This window comes from Ancylobacter dichloromethanicus (assembly GCF_018390645.1).
GTDB lineage: Bacteria > Pseudomonadota > Alphaproteobacteria > Rhizobiales > Xanthobacteraceae > Ancylobacter > Ancylobacter dichloromethanicus.
Genome location: NZ_JAHBGC010000006.1, coordinates 24,402 through 40,381, shown reverse-complemented (window position 1 = coordinate 40,381; position 15,980 = coordinate 24,402). Strand labels below are relative to the sequence as shown.

The window sequence follows — 15,980 nt, the reverse complement described above, 5'->3', positions numbered from 1 at the left end:
CCTTCAGGACATGGAATTCGCCATACCATTTATGCACGCCGACGAGATCGACGGCAGGACCCGATGGCGCGGCGGCGGGGCTGGCGGGCGCGAGGGCGGCAGACGAGGCGAGGTTCGACATGTTGGAGCGTGAGCCTTTGTGGTTCGATCGGGGTTCTGTCGGCAGGCGCCCGGGCACGCCCGGCGCGGTCAGATCCGGATCCGTTTTTCCAGATGCCTGCCGCACAGCGAGATCGAGAAGCAGATCACGAAGTAGATGAACGCCACCGCGCCATAGGCCAGGAACGGCTCGAAGGTCGCGTTGGCGATGATCTGGCTCGCGCGGGTCAGCTCGACGAAGCCGACAATCGAGGCGAGCGAGGTGTTCTTGACGATCTGCACCATGAGACCGACCGTCGGCGGAACCGACAGGCGCAGCGCCTGCGGCAGGACGATCAGGAGCATCTGCTGCCAGTGCTTGAGGCCGAGGCTGGAGGAAGCCTCCCACTGCCCCTTCGGCACGGCCAGCACGCAGCCATACCAGGTCTCGGTGAGATAGGCGCTGCTATAGACCGAGAGGCAGAGGCTGGCGGCGAACAGTGGCGTGGTCTGCACGCCCATCAGCGCCAGCCCGAAATAGACCAGGAAGAGCTGCATAAGCAGCGGCGTTCCCTGAAACAGCTGAACGTAGAGGCGCACCGGGGTACCGGCCACACGTGGGAAGGCGAAACGCAGGCTCAGCAGGAGAAGGCTGACGGCAGCGCCCCCGGCAAACGCGATCAGCGACAGATAGATCGTCCACGGCACGGCGGCGAGCAGGTTGCGGAAGACGTCCCAGGTCGTGAAGTCGTTCATCGCTGCCCCACCGTGGCAAATTCCCCGTAGACGAAGCGACGCCCGACCCAGGTCAGCAGGTCCCGGAACAGGACGGCGAGCCCGAGATAGAGGAGGGTGACGACGATGTAGGCCTCGAAGTTCCGGAAGGTCCGGCTGGCGATCATGTTGGCTTCATAGGAAAGCTCGGCGACGGAGATCTGGCTGCACAGCGCCGAGGCCAGCAGGATGATCACCAGTTGGCTGGTCATGGCCGGCCAGACCCGCTGGAAGGCCGGAGGAATGATGACGAGGAAGAACGCCTGCATCGGCTTCAGCCCCAGGCTGCTGGCCGCCTCGAACTGGCCAGCCGGCGTCGCCTCGATGCCGGCGCGGATGATCTCGCAGGCATAGGCGGTGAGGTTGATCGTCAGGGCGACCAGCGCCGCCGTGACCGGATCCAGCCTCAGGCCGAGGGCCGGCAGGCCGAAGAAGATGAAGAAGATCTGGCCGAGAAACGGCGTGTTGCGGAAGAACTCGACATAGCTACGGATGAACCAGCGCAGCGCCTTCGATCCCCGCAGGCTGCCCCAGGCGCACAAGGTGCCGAGGACCACGCCGAGGAAGGAGGAGACGAGCGTCAGCATCACGGTCATGACCAGACCGTTCAGCAGGCTCGGCCAGCTGTGGAAGACATCGATGAACGATGAGAGGGTCATTCGGAAGGCATCCGCGTCAGCGACTCTGTCTGCGCCGCGTTCAGGAGATCACGGACCGGAACGTCCGCATCGAGCTCGTCAAGGGCCTGCAGCAGGCGTCGCGCCGCGGGCGTTCCGAGCGCGGGTTCCGCACAGCGCAGGAACTTCGCCCGCAGCTCCGTCGGGGCCACGGGATTGACGGCGGTGCCGAGGGCATGGGTGCGGTAGCCGGAAAAGGTCCGACCATCCCTCAGGGCGATCACGACCGACGCCCCCTCCGGCGCCGCCCTGCGACGCTCCGCGTCCCACATCGGGCCGCTCACCATGCGCACACGCGCCATCAGTGCACGCAGGGCAGGATCGGCCAGCACATCGTCGCGCAGCTGCTCCACGCCCGGCGCGCCGAAGCGCAAGCTCGCGGCGATCGCGAACTCCATGCTGAACTGCGCCTCGCGCGGCGTGGCCGGCGCGGCATGGACCAGATTGGCGACGACGACCGGGGGGACATCGCACAGGACGCTCTCCACCTCGTCGGCCGAGAGGCCCTCGCGCGCCATGATGTCGGCCACCACGTCGACCGCCGCATGCGAGGACAGGCAGATCGGAAACTTCTTGATGTCGATGCCGGGCGTCTCGAGCCGCCATGACCGGCCCAGACCGGCGAGCGCGGTGCTGTCGAAGGCGCCCTCGGTGTGGAGCGCGGCGAAACCGTTGCGCTGGGTGAAGGGTTCGTCCGGTCCGCTGGCGCCGCCGGCCGCGAGGGCGGCCGCTGTCAGCCCCGCCGCGCTGGCCGCGCCGGCCAGAAGCGCCTTGGCATCGGTGGCGAAGCAGCTTTTGCTCCCTCCCGCGCCGGCCACGGCGAGCCCAATACAGGCACGCATCTGCCGCGCGTCGATCCTCAGGAGGTGGCCGGCCGCCACGCCCGCGCCGATCGGGCCCAGCAGGCCGGTGGTCCACCATCCCTTGTCGTAAAGGTCCTGGCCGGCGGCGGCACCGACCGCGTATTCGCATTCCGCGCCGACGGTGATCGCGTCCAGCAGGTCGGCCCCGGTCGCCCCGGTTTCCTGGGCGATGGCGAAGGCGGCGGGGACGATGACGGCCGAGCCGTGAACGAAGCCGGCATAGCAATTATCGTCGAAATCGAGCGCATGGGCGGCGGTCGCGTTGCAGAAGGCGGCGCCCACGGCCGACAACCGGGCCTGCGTGCCCCAGATGTCCGACCGGCCCGCCGCGTAGTTCCGCGCCGCGAACGGGCGGGCGATGCCCGCCACCGGCGTGCCGGCGCCGGCAAGGGCGACGCCGACCGTATCGATCACGCACGTCTTCGCGACGTGGCGGATGCGACCGGGAATGTCGGCGGCGCGCGTGGCTGAGGCCCACTCCGCCAGAAGGAGCGAGGGATTCCGGGGAATGGGCCTCATCGCCAACCGCCTGCACCAGGTGCCGTTCGCAACGGTTGTTACTCGGGCAGCTCGCCGGCGGGCGCGCCGAGCCACTTCACCGACAGCCGGTCGATCTCGCCATTGGTCTTGGCCTCGCGGATGATGGCGTTGACCTTGTCCAGCAGCCTCTGCTCGCCCTTCACCACGCCGACATAGCAGGGGGCGTTCGCCAGAACGATCTTCAGTTCCAGATCGAGATCGGGGTTGCGACGCTTGATAGCGGCGGCGACGGGGGTGCCCGAGGCGAACATTTCCACCTGGCCGGACATGAACGCCGCGATGGTGCTGTTATTGTCCTCGAAGCGCTTCACCACCGCCTTCGGCGCGAGGTCCTCGAGTTCCTGGTCCTGCATCGAGCCGCGCGTGACCGAGATGGTCTTGCCGGACAGATCGGCATAGTCCTTGACCGGCGGCTCCTTCTTGCCGAAGACGGCGTCGAAGAACGGCGAATAGGCGATGCTGAAGTCGATCACCTTGGCCCGTTCCTCGGTCTTGCCGAGCGAGGAGATGGTGAGATCGGTCTTGCCCGACTGGAGATAGGCGACGCGGTTGGGCGCCGTCACCGGCACAAGCTCGACCTTCACGCCGAGCTTCTCACCGATCAGGTTGGCGACGTCGATATCCATGCCGCGCGGCTGCATGTCGGCGCCGACCGAGCCGAACGGAGGGTAGTCGGTCGGGACGGCGACGCGGATGGTCTTGCGGGCGATGATGTCGTCCAGCGCGTCGGCGACGGCCGGAACGGTGCCAAGAGTCGCCATGAGCCCGATGGCGGCGGCGAACAGAATACGTGCGGTCATTGCCTACACCCTTGTTTCTGGAAGGTTGATGTTGTCCTGGGCGTTCCGCGGGCGCACCCGCGGATGCCTCGTGGCAGGCCGGTCAGGCCGGGCGCTCAATCCGGAATGACGGCCGTCGCGTCGACTTCGACGAGATATTCGGTGCGGGCGAAGGCGGTGACGACGATGCCGGTCGACACCGGGAAGACCCCTTTCAGCCAGCGGCCGACCACGCGATACACGTCCTCGCGGTAGCGGGGATCGGAGATGTAGATCGTCAGCTTGCAGATGTGATCGAGCTGGCTGCCGCATTCCTTCAGCAGCATGTCGATGTTCTTCATGGCCTGCTCGGTCTGGCCCGCGACATCGCCGATGCACACGCATTCGGAGGTATCGAGATTCTGTCCGATCTGGCCGCGCAGGTAGACGGTCGTTCCGCGAGCAATGACCGCCTGGCAGAGATCGTTGTCGATGTTCTGTTCGGGGTAGGTCACTTTCGTATTGAACTTGCGGATTCGAGTGTGGGCCATCGTCGCCTTCCTGATTGTGCTTGTACGCGAGCTTCCTGAACAGCCTCGGAACCGAGTTCGCCAGGGAAGTTGGCGCGGGTATTCTATGAGCCCCCTGACCTTACGAACGGCGTCACATGACGAAAAGCGATTTTTTTGCGACCTATGTTTCGTTTTTTGATATGTATCGCGCATGATGAAACTGGACTTCGACGAGAGGGATCTGCGGTCGCTGCGGGTGTTCTGCGCGGTCGCGGAGGCGGGCGGGTTTGCGGCGGCCGAGAAGAAGCTCGCCATGTCAAAACCCTCGATCAGTCGCCATGTCCGGGAGGTGGAGGCGCGCCTTGGCGTCAGGCTGTGCGAACGAGGCCGGAGCGGCTTTCGCCTGACGCCGGAAGGAGAGGTCGCGCTCGACCTTGCCTCGGCCGCCTTCCAGGCGCTGGGGCGCATACGCCCCGAGATCGACGCCGTTCATGGTATCTTGTCGGGGCGGCTCGCGATCGGAATCGGCGAGCACACCCTCACTCATCCCGACTGCAAACTACCTGAAGCCCTCACTGAGATGCGGCGTCAGGCGCCGGGGGTGGAGCCGCAGATTCTGGTGATGACGTTCAATGAACTGGCGCAGTCGCTAAACGAGGGCCGCGTCGACCTCGTCATCCGCGGCAAGTACACGGACGATCGCGACTTCTTTCATGTCCCGATCTATCGCGAGATACACAGGGTCTATGTCGCCGATTTCGTCGACAAGTCGAAGATACCCAACTTGCCGCTGATCTATCGCCAGCACCCCTATGTGGAACACGCGATCCGGACCGGGCGATACCACCGTGGCCCGAATGCCGCCGGCCTCGATTCCGTCGCCGCCATGGTCGCGACCGGCTTTTACCAAGGCATGCTTCCGACCCATTACGGGGATCTCATAAAGAAAAGATTCAACCTCAATATAGAAGAGAGCAGCCCCGTCTATCAGCATGAGGGATGTGCGATCTTTTCAATCGCACGTCCCATCAGTCAGAGGATAAAGGTGTTCCTGGCTATATTGAGACGCGTACATTCCTTTCGTTCTGAGCGTTCAACCGCGTAAAGCGGCTGGCAAATTAGAGCCTGTTCGGAAAATGGAGGCGAAGGGGATTCGCCGTGCGGTCGGATCGTGATTCACACATTGGCTGTGGGCACGGGAGCAGCGCAGCCGGATGGCCAGGATCGCCCGCAAGACGAAGCGTTATCCCTCTGATCTGACTGATCTGACGGACGAGGAATGGGAGCGGATGGCGCCACTGATGATGGCATCTACCCGATGCCGATCGACTCTGGGGGCGTCGCCATGGTGGCCACCCGCGACATTGCAGAGGTTGCTGCGCTTGAACTCATCCGTCTCGACGCAGCGCCGGGCAGGCTGCCGATCGAGACCATTGACCTCTTGGGTCCGACACGCTGACCGGCACGGGTGTCGCCGCCATCTGGACCGACGTTCTCGGCCGTCCGGTCGTCTACGGCGGTGACGACCGGAGCGGCTTCGAGGCGAATATGACCAACTTCATGCCGAAGTGGCAGGCGTACGAGATGCGCCTGATGGCCGAGCGCCACGTCAGCGACGGCATGATACCGGGCGAGGGCGACCGTGAGCGCCTGACCAACATGCTCGGCCGACCGCTGCACGCCTACCGCGACCTCGCGGCGACATTCGCCGTCTAGGCGATGAAATCGTCGGCCACCGGCCGCGGTGCGGCCACGACGTCCTCGATGCGGTCGCCGGTCGGGTCCGCATGCGCGGCCTCGAACGCCGAGAGGGTGGCGCTGTCGCCTTCCGGCGGCGCGCCGGCGGGGGCGTCGAAGGTGAGGAAATCCTCGCCCTCGCCGCGCGCGTCGTCGCCGATACCGGAGAAATCCAGCAGGCCGGACGATTCTTCCCCGCCGGCGGCGCCGGGGTGGAGCACGAAGTCATCCGCGCCGCCGCTCTCCGGCGACGAGGCCATGGCCGGCTTTGGCTCAGGCGGCTTGGTGAAGCTGAAGCCGATCTCTTCGGTCGGCCGGTCGCCGCCGTCGGTGCCATTGCCGGTGTCCTGCACACCGCTCGACTTGTCGTCGATCCTGCTGAAGTCGATGCTGATATTCTCGGAGGGCCGGTCGTCGCCGCCGCTTCCCATGCTGGCGCCGTCGGAGGGAGCGGCCCCGGAGGTGGCGTCCTGGCCGGCACGATCGAGGCTGGATGTAGGGCTCATCGGAGAACTCCCTTGATGAGAACGGGTCAGAGGTAGCATATAGTGGGGTGGTTGCGGGAGAGGGCGGCGGTGCGGCGGAAGTGTCATCACGCCAAGGTGTTTCGTCCGCGCACTGCGTTCTGTTCACTCTCCGCGAGCCGCCGCCCCATGAATGCGCGTCCAAGCCATGCACCGGCCATCGCCCCGACGCGGTGGACCCGGACGCGAGAGCCGCGCCAGGGAATCGATCGTGAGTGACGTGTCCGCCCGCGGCGGGACCCCGGTGGCGCAGGCGCTGCGCGAGGTGCGCGGCGCCTTCCTGGGCGTCGGGGTGCTGAGCGGGGTGAGCAATTTGCTCATGCTCACCGGCCCGCTGTTCATGATCCTCATCTATGACCGGGTGCTGACCAGCGGCAGCGTGCCGACGCTGGTGGCGCTGGGCGTGCTGGTGATGGGGCTTTATGCCTGTCTCGGCCTCATGGAGATCCTGCGCAGCCGGGTGCTCGCCAGGATCGGCGAGCGGATCGACGAGAGGCTCGGGTCCGCCAGCTTCCGGCTGGCGCTGGACCTGCCTCTGGCTGCGCCGCCGGGCGCGGCGGCCCGGCCGGTGGGCGATCTCGACCAGATCCGCGGCTTTCTCGCCGGGCCGGGACCGGTGGCGCTGTGCGACCTGCCCTGGCTGCCGGTCTATCTCGCCCTGGTCTTCGCCTTTCACCCCTGGCTGGGCTGGCTGGCGGTGGCCGGCTCGCTGCTGCTGATGGCCAGCACGCTTGCCAGCGAGTGGGCGATGCGCGCGCCGGTGCGCGAGAGCGCCGGCCTCGCCATCCGCCGCCAGGACCGGCTGGAGGCGGGGCGGCGCAATGCAGAGGTGCTGCGCGTCATGGGCATGACCCCGGCCTATGCCGCAGGCTGGAACCGGATCAATGACGAGCATGCGCGGCTACGCCTGCGCCTGGCCGACATTGCCGGGCTGCATGGCGGCCTCACCCGGGCGCTGCGGCTGGCGCTGCAATCGGCGGTGCTCGGTCTCGGCGCCTATCTGGTGATCCGCCAGCAGCTTTCGCCGGGCGTGATGATCGCGGCCTCCATCGTCACCGCCCGGGCGCTGGCCCCGGTCGAGCAGGCGATCGCCAATTGGCGCGGCTTCATTGCCGCGCGGCAGGCCCGCGCCCGGCTGGAGACCCAGCTCGCGCGGCCCCCCGATGCCGAGAAGCTGGCCCTGCCGGCGCCTGTGGCGAGCCTCGCGGTGGAGCACATCGCCGTCGCCCCGCCCGGGGCGGGGCAGCCGGTGGTGCGGGAGGCGAGCTTCCGGCTGGAGGCGGGGCAGGGCCTTGGCATCGCCGGGCCCAGCGGCTCGGGAAAGTCGAGCCTCGCCCGGGCGCTGGTGGGAAGCTGGCCCTGCCTGCGCGGCACCATCCGGCTCGACGGCGCCGAGCTGAAGCAGTGGCGGCCGGAGGCCCTCGGCCGCCATATCGGCTATCTCCCGCAGGATGTGGAGCTGTTCGACGGCACGGTGGCGGAGAACATCGCCCGCTTAGAGCCCGGGGCGCCGGCGGAGGAGGTGCTGGCGGCGGCCCGCAATGCCCATTGCCACGAGATGATCCTGCATTTTCCCGAGGGCTACGACACGCGGATCGGGCTTGACGGCATGGCGCTCTCGGCCGGGCAGCGCCAGCGTATCGGGCTGGCCCGCGCGCTCTACCGCAAGCCCTTCCTGATCGTGCTCGACGAGCCCAATGCCAATCTCGACAGGGACGGCGAGGCGGCGCTCGCCGCCGCGATCGTGTCGGCGCGCGAGGCCGGGGCCATCGTCATCGCCATCGCCCACCGCACGCAACTGCTCGGCACGCTCGACCAGTTGCTTATCCTCAGGGATGGCCGGGTCGCCGATCTCGGGCCGCGGGCCGAGGTCCTCGCGCGGCTGAAGATGCCGGTGGAGTAGCCTATGTCCGCCTTCACGTCCCCCGAAACACCGGCGCTGGCCGCCGTCTCGCCCGCCGCCCGCGCGATCCGGCGCGACCTGGCGCTGGGCTTCGGCCTCATCGCCCTGCTCATCGGCGGCCTCGGCGGCTGGGCGGCGACGACGGAACTCGCCGGTGCGGTGATCGGCAACGGCACGCTGGAAGTGGATGGCCAGGTGAAGCGGGTGCAGACGCGCGACGGCGGCGTGGTCGGCGCCATCACCGTGCGCGACGGCGACCGGGTGGCCGCAGGGGAGGTGCTGGTCCGTCTCGATGACACGCTGACGCGAGCCAACCTCGCCATCGTCGAAGACCAGATCCGGCATCTGGTCGCCCGGCGCATGCGGCTCATCGGCGAGCGCGATGGCGCGGCGAGCCTCGCCGTTCCCGAGGAATTGCAGCCCGCCGATGATCTCTCCGGCCGTGCCGCTGCCCTCGTCGCCGCCGAGCAGTCGCTGTTCAATGCCCGCCGGGACCTCGGCGCCGGGCAGAAGCGCCAGCTCGACGCGCGCATCGCCCAGATCCGCCGCGAGGTCGAGGGGCTGGCCGAGCGCCGCAATGCCAAGACCGAGGAACTCGCCTGGAACGCGCGCGAGCTGGAGAGCGTCACCACGCTGCACGGCAAGGAGCTTGCCACCCTCGGCCAGGTGGCGGAACTGAGCCGGCTACGTGCCCAGCTCGCCGGCGAACATGGCCAGTTCGTCGCCGAGATCGCCCGCGCCGAGGCCCGCATCGCCGAGACTGAACTTGCGATCATCGAGATCGACCAGCAGCGGCAGGCCGAGGCGATGGCCAGCCTGCGCGAGATCGACTTCCGGCTGGCCCAGCTTGCCGAGCAGCGGATCGCCGCCTTCGAGCGGTTGCAGGGAATGGAGGTGCAGGCCCCGCAGGCCGGCGTCGTCCACGACCTCGCCGTGCACACGCTCGGCGGTGTCGTCGCGCCAGGCGAAACGCTGATGCAGATCGTGCCGAGTTCCGAGGCGCTGGTGGCCGAGATGCGGCTGCGCCCGCGCGACATCGACCAGGTCCACACTGGCGAGCCGGCGGTGCTGCGGCTCACCGCCTTCAACCAGCGCACCACGCCCGAACTGGCCGGCACGGTGGCGCAGGTCTCCGCCGACGTGCTGGCCGACGCGACCAGCGGCGAAAGCTGGTACACGGCACGGATCGCCCTCGACCCGGCCTCGGTGGCGAAGCTCGGCGGGCTCCAACTGGTGCCCGGCATGCCGGTGGAAGTGTTCATCCACACCGAGCCGCGGCTGGCGATTTCCTATTTCCTCAAACCGCTGCAGGACCAGCTGATGCGCGCCTTCCGCGAGGAATGAGGTCGCAAGGCCGGACGGGCGACATGCCGGCGGTGAGCCGACCACGGCATGCAGGCCGACGGCGCCGGAGCGGGTCTTGCCGATCTGCAGGAGGTGGCGGACCGGCTGCCGCCGGAGCGGGCGACGCTTCGTTGCATGCGCGGGTCGGTGATCTTCCGCATCTCCAAGCGGCTGGGGCATGCGCCCTTGCGTGATGGCGGAGGGCCACATCGCCGCCGGCCGTCTGGTCGCTCTGGCGCCGGCGCAGCGGGCCGTGCCGCTCTACGCGGCCGCGACCCGCCTCTTTGGGAATCCCAGATGATTCAATCAGCTCGAAGTCCACTCTAAAGGGCGATTTACCGCGCAGGTGGGTTCAATCTGACCGGCTCGCGTACCAGGGGGCCGCACCCGTTCCCCGCGCCGTCGGGCCGGGGGTGGTGGGCGGCGCCGACAGGGTCAGCCGATGGGCGGTGGCCGGTTGCAGCGGTTCCGCCATCGCGCGGGCGAGGTCGAGCACACGCGCGGTGAGCGCGGCCACCTTGTCCGGGTAAGCCTCGGCGATATCGGTGGTCTCGGTCGGGTCGCTGGAGAGGTCGAACAGTTCGACCTTCGGCGGCAGGTCCACCTTCCACACGAGCTTCCAGTCGCCTTCGCGCACCGCGCCCTGGCTCGGCTCGACATTGTAGACCACTTCGTCGCGGCCCGCCTGACCGGCCGCGAGGGTCGGCCACATGTCGATGCCGTCCAGTCGCTTGGTAAGGCCGAGGCCGGCGCCGGCGAGACCGGCCAGCGTCGGGAGCATGTCCACCACATGCATCACCCCGGGCGTCGCGCCGGGCGCGATACGGCCCGGCCAGTTGGCCAATGCCACGACACGGGTGCCGCCCTCATAGAGCGTGCCCTTGCCGTCGCGCAGCGGCACGTTGCTCGCCGGCAGCTCCCCGCTCACGTCCCCTTCGCCGACGAACTTCTGTTGCGCGTGCCGCCATTGTCGCTGTGGAACACGATCAGCGTGTTCTCGCGCAGGCCCCGCGCTTCCAGCGCCGCAACCACCTTGCCGATCTGCTCGTCCGCCGCCGGCACCCTGCGCCCACACGCCTGTGGCGAACAGCGGCGGGCCGGAGACGGCGGCGAGCAGGCTGGCGCTGCCGGCGAGCACCTCGCGCCGGCTCGGTTCGGCGGGGCGTTCCGGCATGGCGGGAGTTTCGGGATCGGTCACGGCGGTTCGCCCAGGGCTGGATTATGAGGCGGCGACACGGCGGATGCAGCGGAAGCCGATATGCACCGAGGCCGTATCGATCGTCTGGGGGTGGCGGGCGGCGGGGCGGTAGCGCCGGCAATGGCTGGGCGCGCACAGATGCGAGGCGCCCTTGAGCACCTTGCGCGGGGCCGCCCCCGCCGGGCGCCAGCGGGTCGAGGCTCTCCTCCACCGGGCGCCGCGCGGGTTGCGCGGCAGGCAGCAGGGCCTGGGGGAAGGGATTGTGGCGGCGTGGCGGGGGGGGCGTACCAGTCCTCGGTCCATTCCCAGACATTGCCGATCATGTCGAACAGGCCGTAGCCGTTGGCGGGATAGGCGGCGACCGGCGAGGTGCCGGCATAGCCGTCCTCGGCCCGGTTCTCGTGCGGGAACGCGCTCTGCCAGGTATTGGCGCGGTGAAGGCCGGCCGGCGCCAGCTCCTCGCCCCAGGCGAAATCCATGCCGTCGAGCCCGCCACGCGCAGCGAACTCCCATTCCGCCTCGCTCGGCAGTCCCTTGCCGCACCAGCGCGCACAGGCGAGCGCGTCGGCGTGGCAGACATTCACGACAGGATGATCCTCGCGGCCGGAAAGGTCACTGCCGGGCCCTTCGGGATGGCGCCGGCTCGTCGAAAGATACAGGCGTACCGTGAGGGACGGCGCGCTGCCCCGCCGCCTATCACGACTTCGTCGTCGAGATCGTCCGCCGCACCGACAAAGAGCCCTATTTCAAGGTGTTGCCAAGACGGTGGGTCGTCGAGCGAACCTTTGGCTGGATGACCCGTTGGAGGCGCATCGTCCATCCGTGAAAATTCTCAAACGGACTCTCAATGAGGTTTGCAACGCACTGGATCGCATCCATTTTAGCACGCGTCTTGGCCTCAGGCCGGGCTTTCCGGATCGTCCCCTCGACGTTGGGCGTCGGCCTGCAACTGGTTGCGCAGCCGTTCATTCTCGCGCCGTAGGGCAGCGATCTCCTCGCGCACGGGGGCGAGCACAACGTCCAACTCGGCCTGCGTGAAGCGCGGTGTGATGTGCTGGGGGCAGTTCCAGTCGAACGCCTCCACCGTGATCAGGACGAGACGCTCGACCCGGCCGGGATAGCCGGGCACGGCGAGTCGCTCCGCCAGCGCCGGATCGTCCGCGGCATCGATGATGCGCATGCGGCCGAATATCTTCAGGCGCTGCCGGTGCGCATAGTCCATCAGGAACAGCGAGACGCGGTCATTCGCCTGGACATTGCCGGTGGTGATATACTGCCGGTTGCCGCGAAAATCCGCGAAGCCCAGCCTCGTATCGTCAATGGCGGCGAGGAAACCGGCCGGCCCGCCGCGGTATTGCACATAGGGCCAGCCAGTTTCGGACACGCTGGCGAGATAGAAGCCGTCGCGTGCGGCGATGAAGTCCAGTTCCGGCGGGCCCAGGCGCTGGCTCTGCCCGGTGTCTTCAACTCTACCGCGCGCCCGCGCCCACTGCGCCGCGCTGCCATAATGCGCCTGAGCGGCGGCAACGGACGGCGTGGTGGCCATGTCGAGATATTTGTAGCTCATGCCGGCTCCACCTTCGCGGCCGCCCGGCGGCAGCCGGCACGACCGATTTCAACCTTGATAGGCCCAGTCGGCCACCTGCCAGCGCATATGCCCGCGATCGTCGACGATACGGCCGAGCCCCGGGAACGGCATGTGCGTCGCGGCGATCAACGCACCTTCCGAGGCGGCGCGGGGAAAGAAGCGCTCCCGCATCGCCCGCGCCGCCGCCTGGTCCTGCTCGAACACGAAGAACACATCGGTCGCCCCGGGATGCACGACCGGAAAGAGCATGTCGGAGACCATGATGAGGCTCTGGCCGCCATCCTCGATCCGCACGCCGATATGGCCCGGCGTGTGGCCGGTGAGGTCGACGATGGAAATGCCGGGCACGATCTCGCGCTCACCGTCGATCGCCTGGAGCCTGGGGTAGAGGCGCACCACCTCGCCGGCCATGCGGAAGCTGGTCTGCAGATAGTCGGGGGCGCCGGCGCGCTTTGCCGGATCGGTCCAGTGCTTCACGTCGCGCCGGTCGATAAAGAGTTCCGCCTTCGGGTAGTTGTTCCGGCCGTCAGCGATCAGCCCGCCCATGTGGTCCTGATGCATATGCGTGACGATGACCGCATCGATCTGGTCGCGCTGGAGGCCGAGCGCATTGAATGCCTGCGGCAGCGCGCCGGTCTGCCCGATCGAGCCGGCCGGGCCCGCGTCGATGAGAATGCGGCGCCCGCCATCCTCGACCAGATACTGGTTGAACACGATACGCACGCCACTCGGACGGGCGGTGAACTGCGCGGTCGCCGCCTGCTCGACTTCGGCCGCGCTGCGCCCCGGAAAGAAGGTGTAGGGCATGTCGGCATAGCCGTCGGTCAACGCTGTCACCGTGAAGCGGCCGATGCGGATCTGCGCGAGCGGCGTCACGCTCACCGGCACGGCGGACGCGGCGGCCGCCGTTTCCTGCGTCGCGGCGAGTGCCGAGGCGGGCCCGCCGCCGATGAGACCGCTCCCGAGGAGGCTCCCCCCGATGAGCCCCAGGGGAAGGCCGCTGGCAAAGGCACGACGCGAAAGTTGGGGCATGGCGCCCTCCCTTGGTCATCACACACAGCGGCGGGCCGGCCGGCCAACCCCGATGGGAAGGAAGGCTAGGGCATCCCGAATTGAGAGGGTATCCTGCGATTTTGGAAGCCAGCCTCTTGAATTATGGAAACGTGGGATGGACCGGTTCGAGGCGATGTCGGTGCTGCTGGCCGTTGTCGAGGCAGGCAGCCTTTCGGCCGGGGCGCGGCGGCTGGACGCGCCGCTGGCCACGGTCAGCCGCAAGGTCGGCGAACTCGAAAAGCACCTCGGCGTACGCCTGATGCTGCGCACCCGCCGCGGCCTCGCCCTGACCGAGGAGGGACGCGCCTTCGTCGCCGCGTCACGGCGCATCCTCGAGGAACTGGAAGCGGCCGAGCGGCAGGCCGCCGGCGATTATGGCGCGCTGCGCGGCGGGCTGCACGTGACCGCGCCGATCGCCTTCGGCGAGCGCCATGTGCTGCCGATCGCACTTGAATTCCTGAAAGAGCATCCGGAGATCAACCTGCGCCTGACGCTCGCCGACCGGCAGGTCAGCCTGGCCGACGGCCATATCGACGTGGCCCTGCGGATCGGACATCTGGCAGACAGCGCGCTGATCGCGACGCGCGTCGGCACGGTGCGCCGGGTGATCTGCGCAAGCCCGGCCTATCTCGCCCGCCGGGGCATACCGCTGCAGCCGGACGATCTCGCCAGGCATGACGGCATCAGTTTCCAGGGTTTTGCAACGGCGCCGGAGTGGCGCTACCGGCGGGACAGCGCGGCCTTCGCCGTGGAACCCCGCCCCAAATTCGCGGTCAATACCACTGAGGCCGCCATTCAGGCCGCACTGGCGGGCGTCGGCATCATTCGCGTGCTGTCCTACCAGGTCTCCGACCCGTTGCGCTGCGGCCAATTGCGAGAACTGCTGGCGGAGTTCGCCCCGGAGCCGCTGCCGGTGAACCTCATCCATGCGCCGGCCTGTCCGCTGGCACGGAAAGTGCGGAATTTTCTCGACTGGACCGCACCCCGCCTGCGCGCACGGATGGCCGATTGACGGCCGCTGTCGAGATGCCGGCCATGGCTCCCCGGCGCATTCGGCCTGACGGCAACATGGCAAGATCCCGCCCCGCCGCGGGACGCGGAGCGAAAGGGTGCCAAGAATGCTGCCCGCCGCGACGCGCCTTCAAGGCCCTCCGGCCGGGCCGACAAGGCGCGCCATGGTGGCCTGGAACCACAGCTCCGCCTCCCGCGCGTTCTGCCGGCGCCGCGCCGGCGGCTCCGACAGGGCGGAGACGGCGCTTTCCACCTCGCTCATGGCGCCATCGACGACGGCATAGCCGCCTTCGGTGGTGACGCTGTCGCCGGGGGACAGCAGGCTCCAGCAGCGGCTGGCATAGGCGGTGGCGGCGGGCGGGACGCCGAGCAGGCGCGCGCGCAGGCCGGCCGCCACCGCGACGGACTGGCTGACGGCGGCGGAAGCCGATTTCGGCATCGGCCCAGCCTGCGCCGCATCGCCGAGCACGTAGAGGTCGGGGGCGAGGGTCGAGTTCATGTCGGCGGGACGGACCGGGCAGAAGCCGGAGCGGTCGGTCAGCCCGGAATGCCGCGCGAGGGCACCGGCGGTCTGGCCGGGAATCACATTGACCAGCGCGCAGTCGCGGTAGACGCCGAACCCCGCCCGCACCGTCAGCGTGGCGGGATCGACCTCCTCGATGCCTTCATGGATCGAGGGCGGCAGCCATTCGATCATGCCGGGATGATGCTGCTCCCAGCCATCGAGGAAGAGCGCCATCTTGGCGAAGCGCTCCTTGCAGTCGAGGATGACGATCCGGCAATTGCCGCGCCCTGTGGTGAGCAGGCGATGCGCCATCATCGAAGCCCGCTCATAGGGTGCCGGCGGGCAGCGCGAGGGATCGGGCGGCGGCAGGATGACGATGGTGCCACCGTCCGGCACCGCGGCGAGTTGCCGGTCGAGCAGGTCGAACTGGGCGCGGCCGATCCAGCCATGCGGCATGCGCTCGCTCGCGGCACGGCCCCAGCCGGGCACGCTCGCGTAGTCGAGGCCGATGCCGGGGGCGAGCGCGGCGGCGTCAAAAGGCAGGACCGTGCCGTCCTCCAGCCGGATCGTCCGGCTCTCCGGGTCGATCCGCTCGGCACGGCCCTGCAGGAGACGCATGCCGGTTCGGTGAACAAGCGCCTCGAAGCTGAACCAGATCGATTGGGGCGTCGCCAGCCCGCCCAGCACCAGATTGGAGCGGCAGAGGGCGAAATAGCCGGGCTCCGGGTCGACCAGCACGATGTCGAGCGCGCCGCCCGGGCCGGCCGACAGTTCCTGCGCCAGCGCCGCGCCGCCGAAGCCGGCACCGACGATCGCCACCCGCGGCCGCGCCCCCCGCGCCACCGCCGGCAGCGCGAGCCCGCCAAGCGCCAGGCCCCCCAGCAGGGCGCGACGGCTGAGCGCCGCCGCCATCGC

General features: G+C 68.6%; 15 protein-coding genes and 4 pseudogenes. 7 read left to right on the top strand and 12 right to left on the bottom strand.

Annotation, left to right across the window (positions count from 1 at the left end):
* Positions 1-189: 189 nt before the first annotated feature.
* The 5 genes from KHC23_RS04210 to KHC23_RS04190 all read right to left on the bottom strand — a co-directional run bounded on the left by KHC23_RS04210 (position 190) and on the right by KHC23_RS04190 (position 4,241).
* Positions 190-834, bottom strand: coding sequence for an amino acid ABC transporter permease (locus KHC23_RS04210; RefSeq protein ID WP_091444734.1), 645 nt, complete (start codon positions 832-834; stop codon positions 190-192).
* Positions 831-1,511: an amino acid ABC transporter permease gene (locus tag KHC23_RS04205; RefSeq protein WP_213369851.1), complete on the bottom strand. Its 681-nt coding sequence runs from the start codon at positions 1,509-1,511 to the stop codon at positions 831-833. The genes KHC23_RS04210 and KHC23_RS04205 overlap by 4 nt, the downstream gene beginning before the upstream one ends.
* Complete coding sequence (locus KHC23_RS04200; protein ID WP_213369863.1) at positions 1,508-2,911, bottom strand: MmgE/PrpD family protein; 1,404 nt, start codon at positions 2,909-2,911, stop codon at positions 1,508-1,510. Before KHC23_RS04200 ends, KHC23_RS04205 begins: the two co-directional genes overlap by 4 nt.
* Positions 2,912-2,949: 38 nt before the next feature.
* On the bottom strand, positions 2,950-3,732 hold the full coding sequence (locus KHC23_RS04195) for a transporter substrate-binding domain-containing protein (protein ID WP_213369849.1): 783 nt from the start codon (positions 3,730-3,732) through the stop codon (positions 2,950-2,952).
* Positions 3,733-3,827: 95 nt separating this feature from the next.
* Positions 3,828-4,241, bottom strand: a complete 414-nt coding sequence (locus KHC23_RS04190; RefSeq protein WP_213369847.1) for a RidA family protein — start codon at positions 4,239-4,241, stop codon at positions 3,828-3,830.
* Positions 4,242-4,413: 172 nt separating this feature from the next.
* On the opposite strand from KHC23_RS04190, the gene KHC23_RS04185 reads away from it, so the two are divergent.
* The 3 genes and pseudogenes from KHC23_RS04185 to KHC23_RS04175 all read left to right on the top strand — a co-directional run.
* Entirely contained in the window at positions 4,414-5,307 is an 894-nt protein-coding gene (locus KHC23_RS04185; protein ID WP_213369845.1) for a LysR family transcriptional regulator, read from the top strand.
* Positions 5,308-5,389: 82 nt separating this feature from the next.
* Positions 5,390-5,506: pseudogene (locus KHC23_RS04180) on the top strand (IS5/IS1182 family transposase); the annotation flags it as partial.
* Positions 5,507-5,508: 2 nt separating this feature from the next.
* Positions 5,509-5,918: pseudogene (locus tag KHC23_RS04175) on the top strand (Rossmann-fold NAD(P)-binding domain-containing protein); the annotation flags it as partial.
* Here KHC23_RS04175 and KHC23_RS04170 read toward each other — a convergent pair.
* Positions 5,915-6,445 carry a hypothetical protein gene (locus KHC23_RS04170; RefSeq protein ID WP_213369843.1) on the bottom strand — a complete coding sequence of 177 codons (531 nt, stop codon included), beginning with the start codon at positions 6,443-6,445 and terminating at the stop codon, positions 5,915-5,917. The pseudogene KHC23_RS04175 and the gene KHC23_RS04170 sit on opposite strands and share 4 nt — an antisense overlap.
* A 229-nt stretch (positions 6,446-6,674) precedes the next feature.
* On the opposite strand from KHC23_RS04170, the gene KHC23_RS04165 reads away from it, so the two are divergent.
* Both KHC23_RS04165 and KHC23_RS04160 read left to right on the top strand, forming a co-directional pair.
* On the top strand, positions 6,675-8,366 hold the full coding sequence (locus KHC23_RS04165) for a type I secretion system permease/ATPase (protein ID WP_271188686.1): 1,692 nt from the start codon (positions 6,675-6,677) through the stop codon (positions 8,364-8,366).
* Between the two features lie 3 nt (positions 8,367-8,369).
* On the top strand, positions 8,370-9,710 hold the full coding sequence (locus tag KHC23_RS04160; RefSeq protein WP_246544186.1) for an HlyD family type I secretion periplasmic adaptor subunit: 1,341 nt from the start codon (positions 8,370-8,372) through the stop codon (positions 9,708-9,710).
* A gap of 352 nt (positions 9,711-10,062) precedes the next feature.
* Here the strand turns inward: KHC23_RS04160 and KHC23_RS04155 are convergent, their stop codons facing one another.
* The 3 genes and pseudogenes from KHC23_RS04155 to KHC23_RS04150 form a co-directional block, all read right to left on the bottom strand.
* A complete protein-coding gene (locus tag KHC23_RS04155; protein ID WP_271188685.1) occupies positions 10,063-10,638 on the bottom strand; it encodes a sulfatase family protein in 576 nt (191 codons plus the stop codon).
* Positions 10,635-10,772 (bottom strand): sulfatase-like hydrolase/transferase, encoded by a 138-nt coding sequence (locus tag KHC23_RS24635; protein ID WP_271188684.1) that lies wholly within the window; start codon positions 10,770-10,772, stop codon positions 10,635-10,637. The genes KHC23_RS04155 and KHC23_RS24635 overlap by 4 nt, the downstream gene beginning before the upstream one ends.
* Before the next feature lie 157 nt (positions 10,773-10,929).
* A pseudogene (locus KHC23_RS04150) lies at positions 10,930-11,546 on the bottom strand (SUMF1/EgtB/PvdO family nonheme iron enzyme); the annotation flags it as partial.
* Positions 11,547-11,611: 65 nt separating this feature from the next.
* On the opposite strand from KHC23_RS04150, the pseudogene KHC23_RS04145 reads away from it, so the two are divergent.
* Positions 11,612-11,722, top strand: a pseudogene (locus KHC23_RS04145) (transposase); the annotation flags it as partial.
* An 84-nt stretch (positions 11,723-11,806) separates the two neighbouring features.
* Here KHC23_RS04145 and KHC23_RS04140 read toward each other — a convergent pair.
* Positions 11,807-12,475 carry a pyridoxamine 5'-phosphate oxidase family protein gene (locus KHC23_RS04140; protein ID WP_213369841.1) on the bottom strand — a complete coding sequence of 223 codons (669 nt, stop codon included), beginning with the start codon at positions 12,473-12,475 and terminating at the stop codon, positions 11,807-11,809.
* Positions 12,476-12,523: 48 nt separating this feature from the next.
* The gene (locus KHC23_RS04135) at positions 12,524-13,528 is read right to left on the bottom strand and encodes an MBL fold metallo-hydrolase (protein ID WP_213369839.1); all 1,005 of its coding nucleotides are present in this window, start codon (positions 13,526-13,528) and stop codon (positions 12,524-12,526) included.
* A gap of 136 nt (positions 13,529-13,664) precedes the next feature.
* Between KHC23_RS04135 and KHC23_RS04130 the strand changes: the two genes are divergently transcribed.
* Positions 13,665-14,561 (top strand): LysR family transcriptional regulator, encoded by an 897-nt coding sequence (locus KHC23_RS04130; protein WP_213369857.1) that lies wholly within the window; start codon positions 13,665-13,667, stop codon positions 14,559-14,561.
* 129 nt (positions 14,562-14,690) lie between these two features.
* On the opposite strand, the gene KHC23_RS04125 is transcribed toward KHC23_RS04130, so the two are convergent.
* Positions 14,691-15,977, bottom strand: coding sequence for an FCSD flavin-binding domain-containing protein (locus KHC23_RS04125; protein ID WP_213369837.1), 1,287 nt, complete (start codon positions 15,975-15,977; stop codon positions 14,691-14,693).
* Between the last annotated feature and the right edge of the window lie 3 nt (positions 15,978-15,980).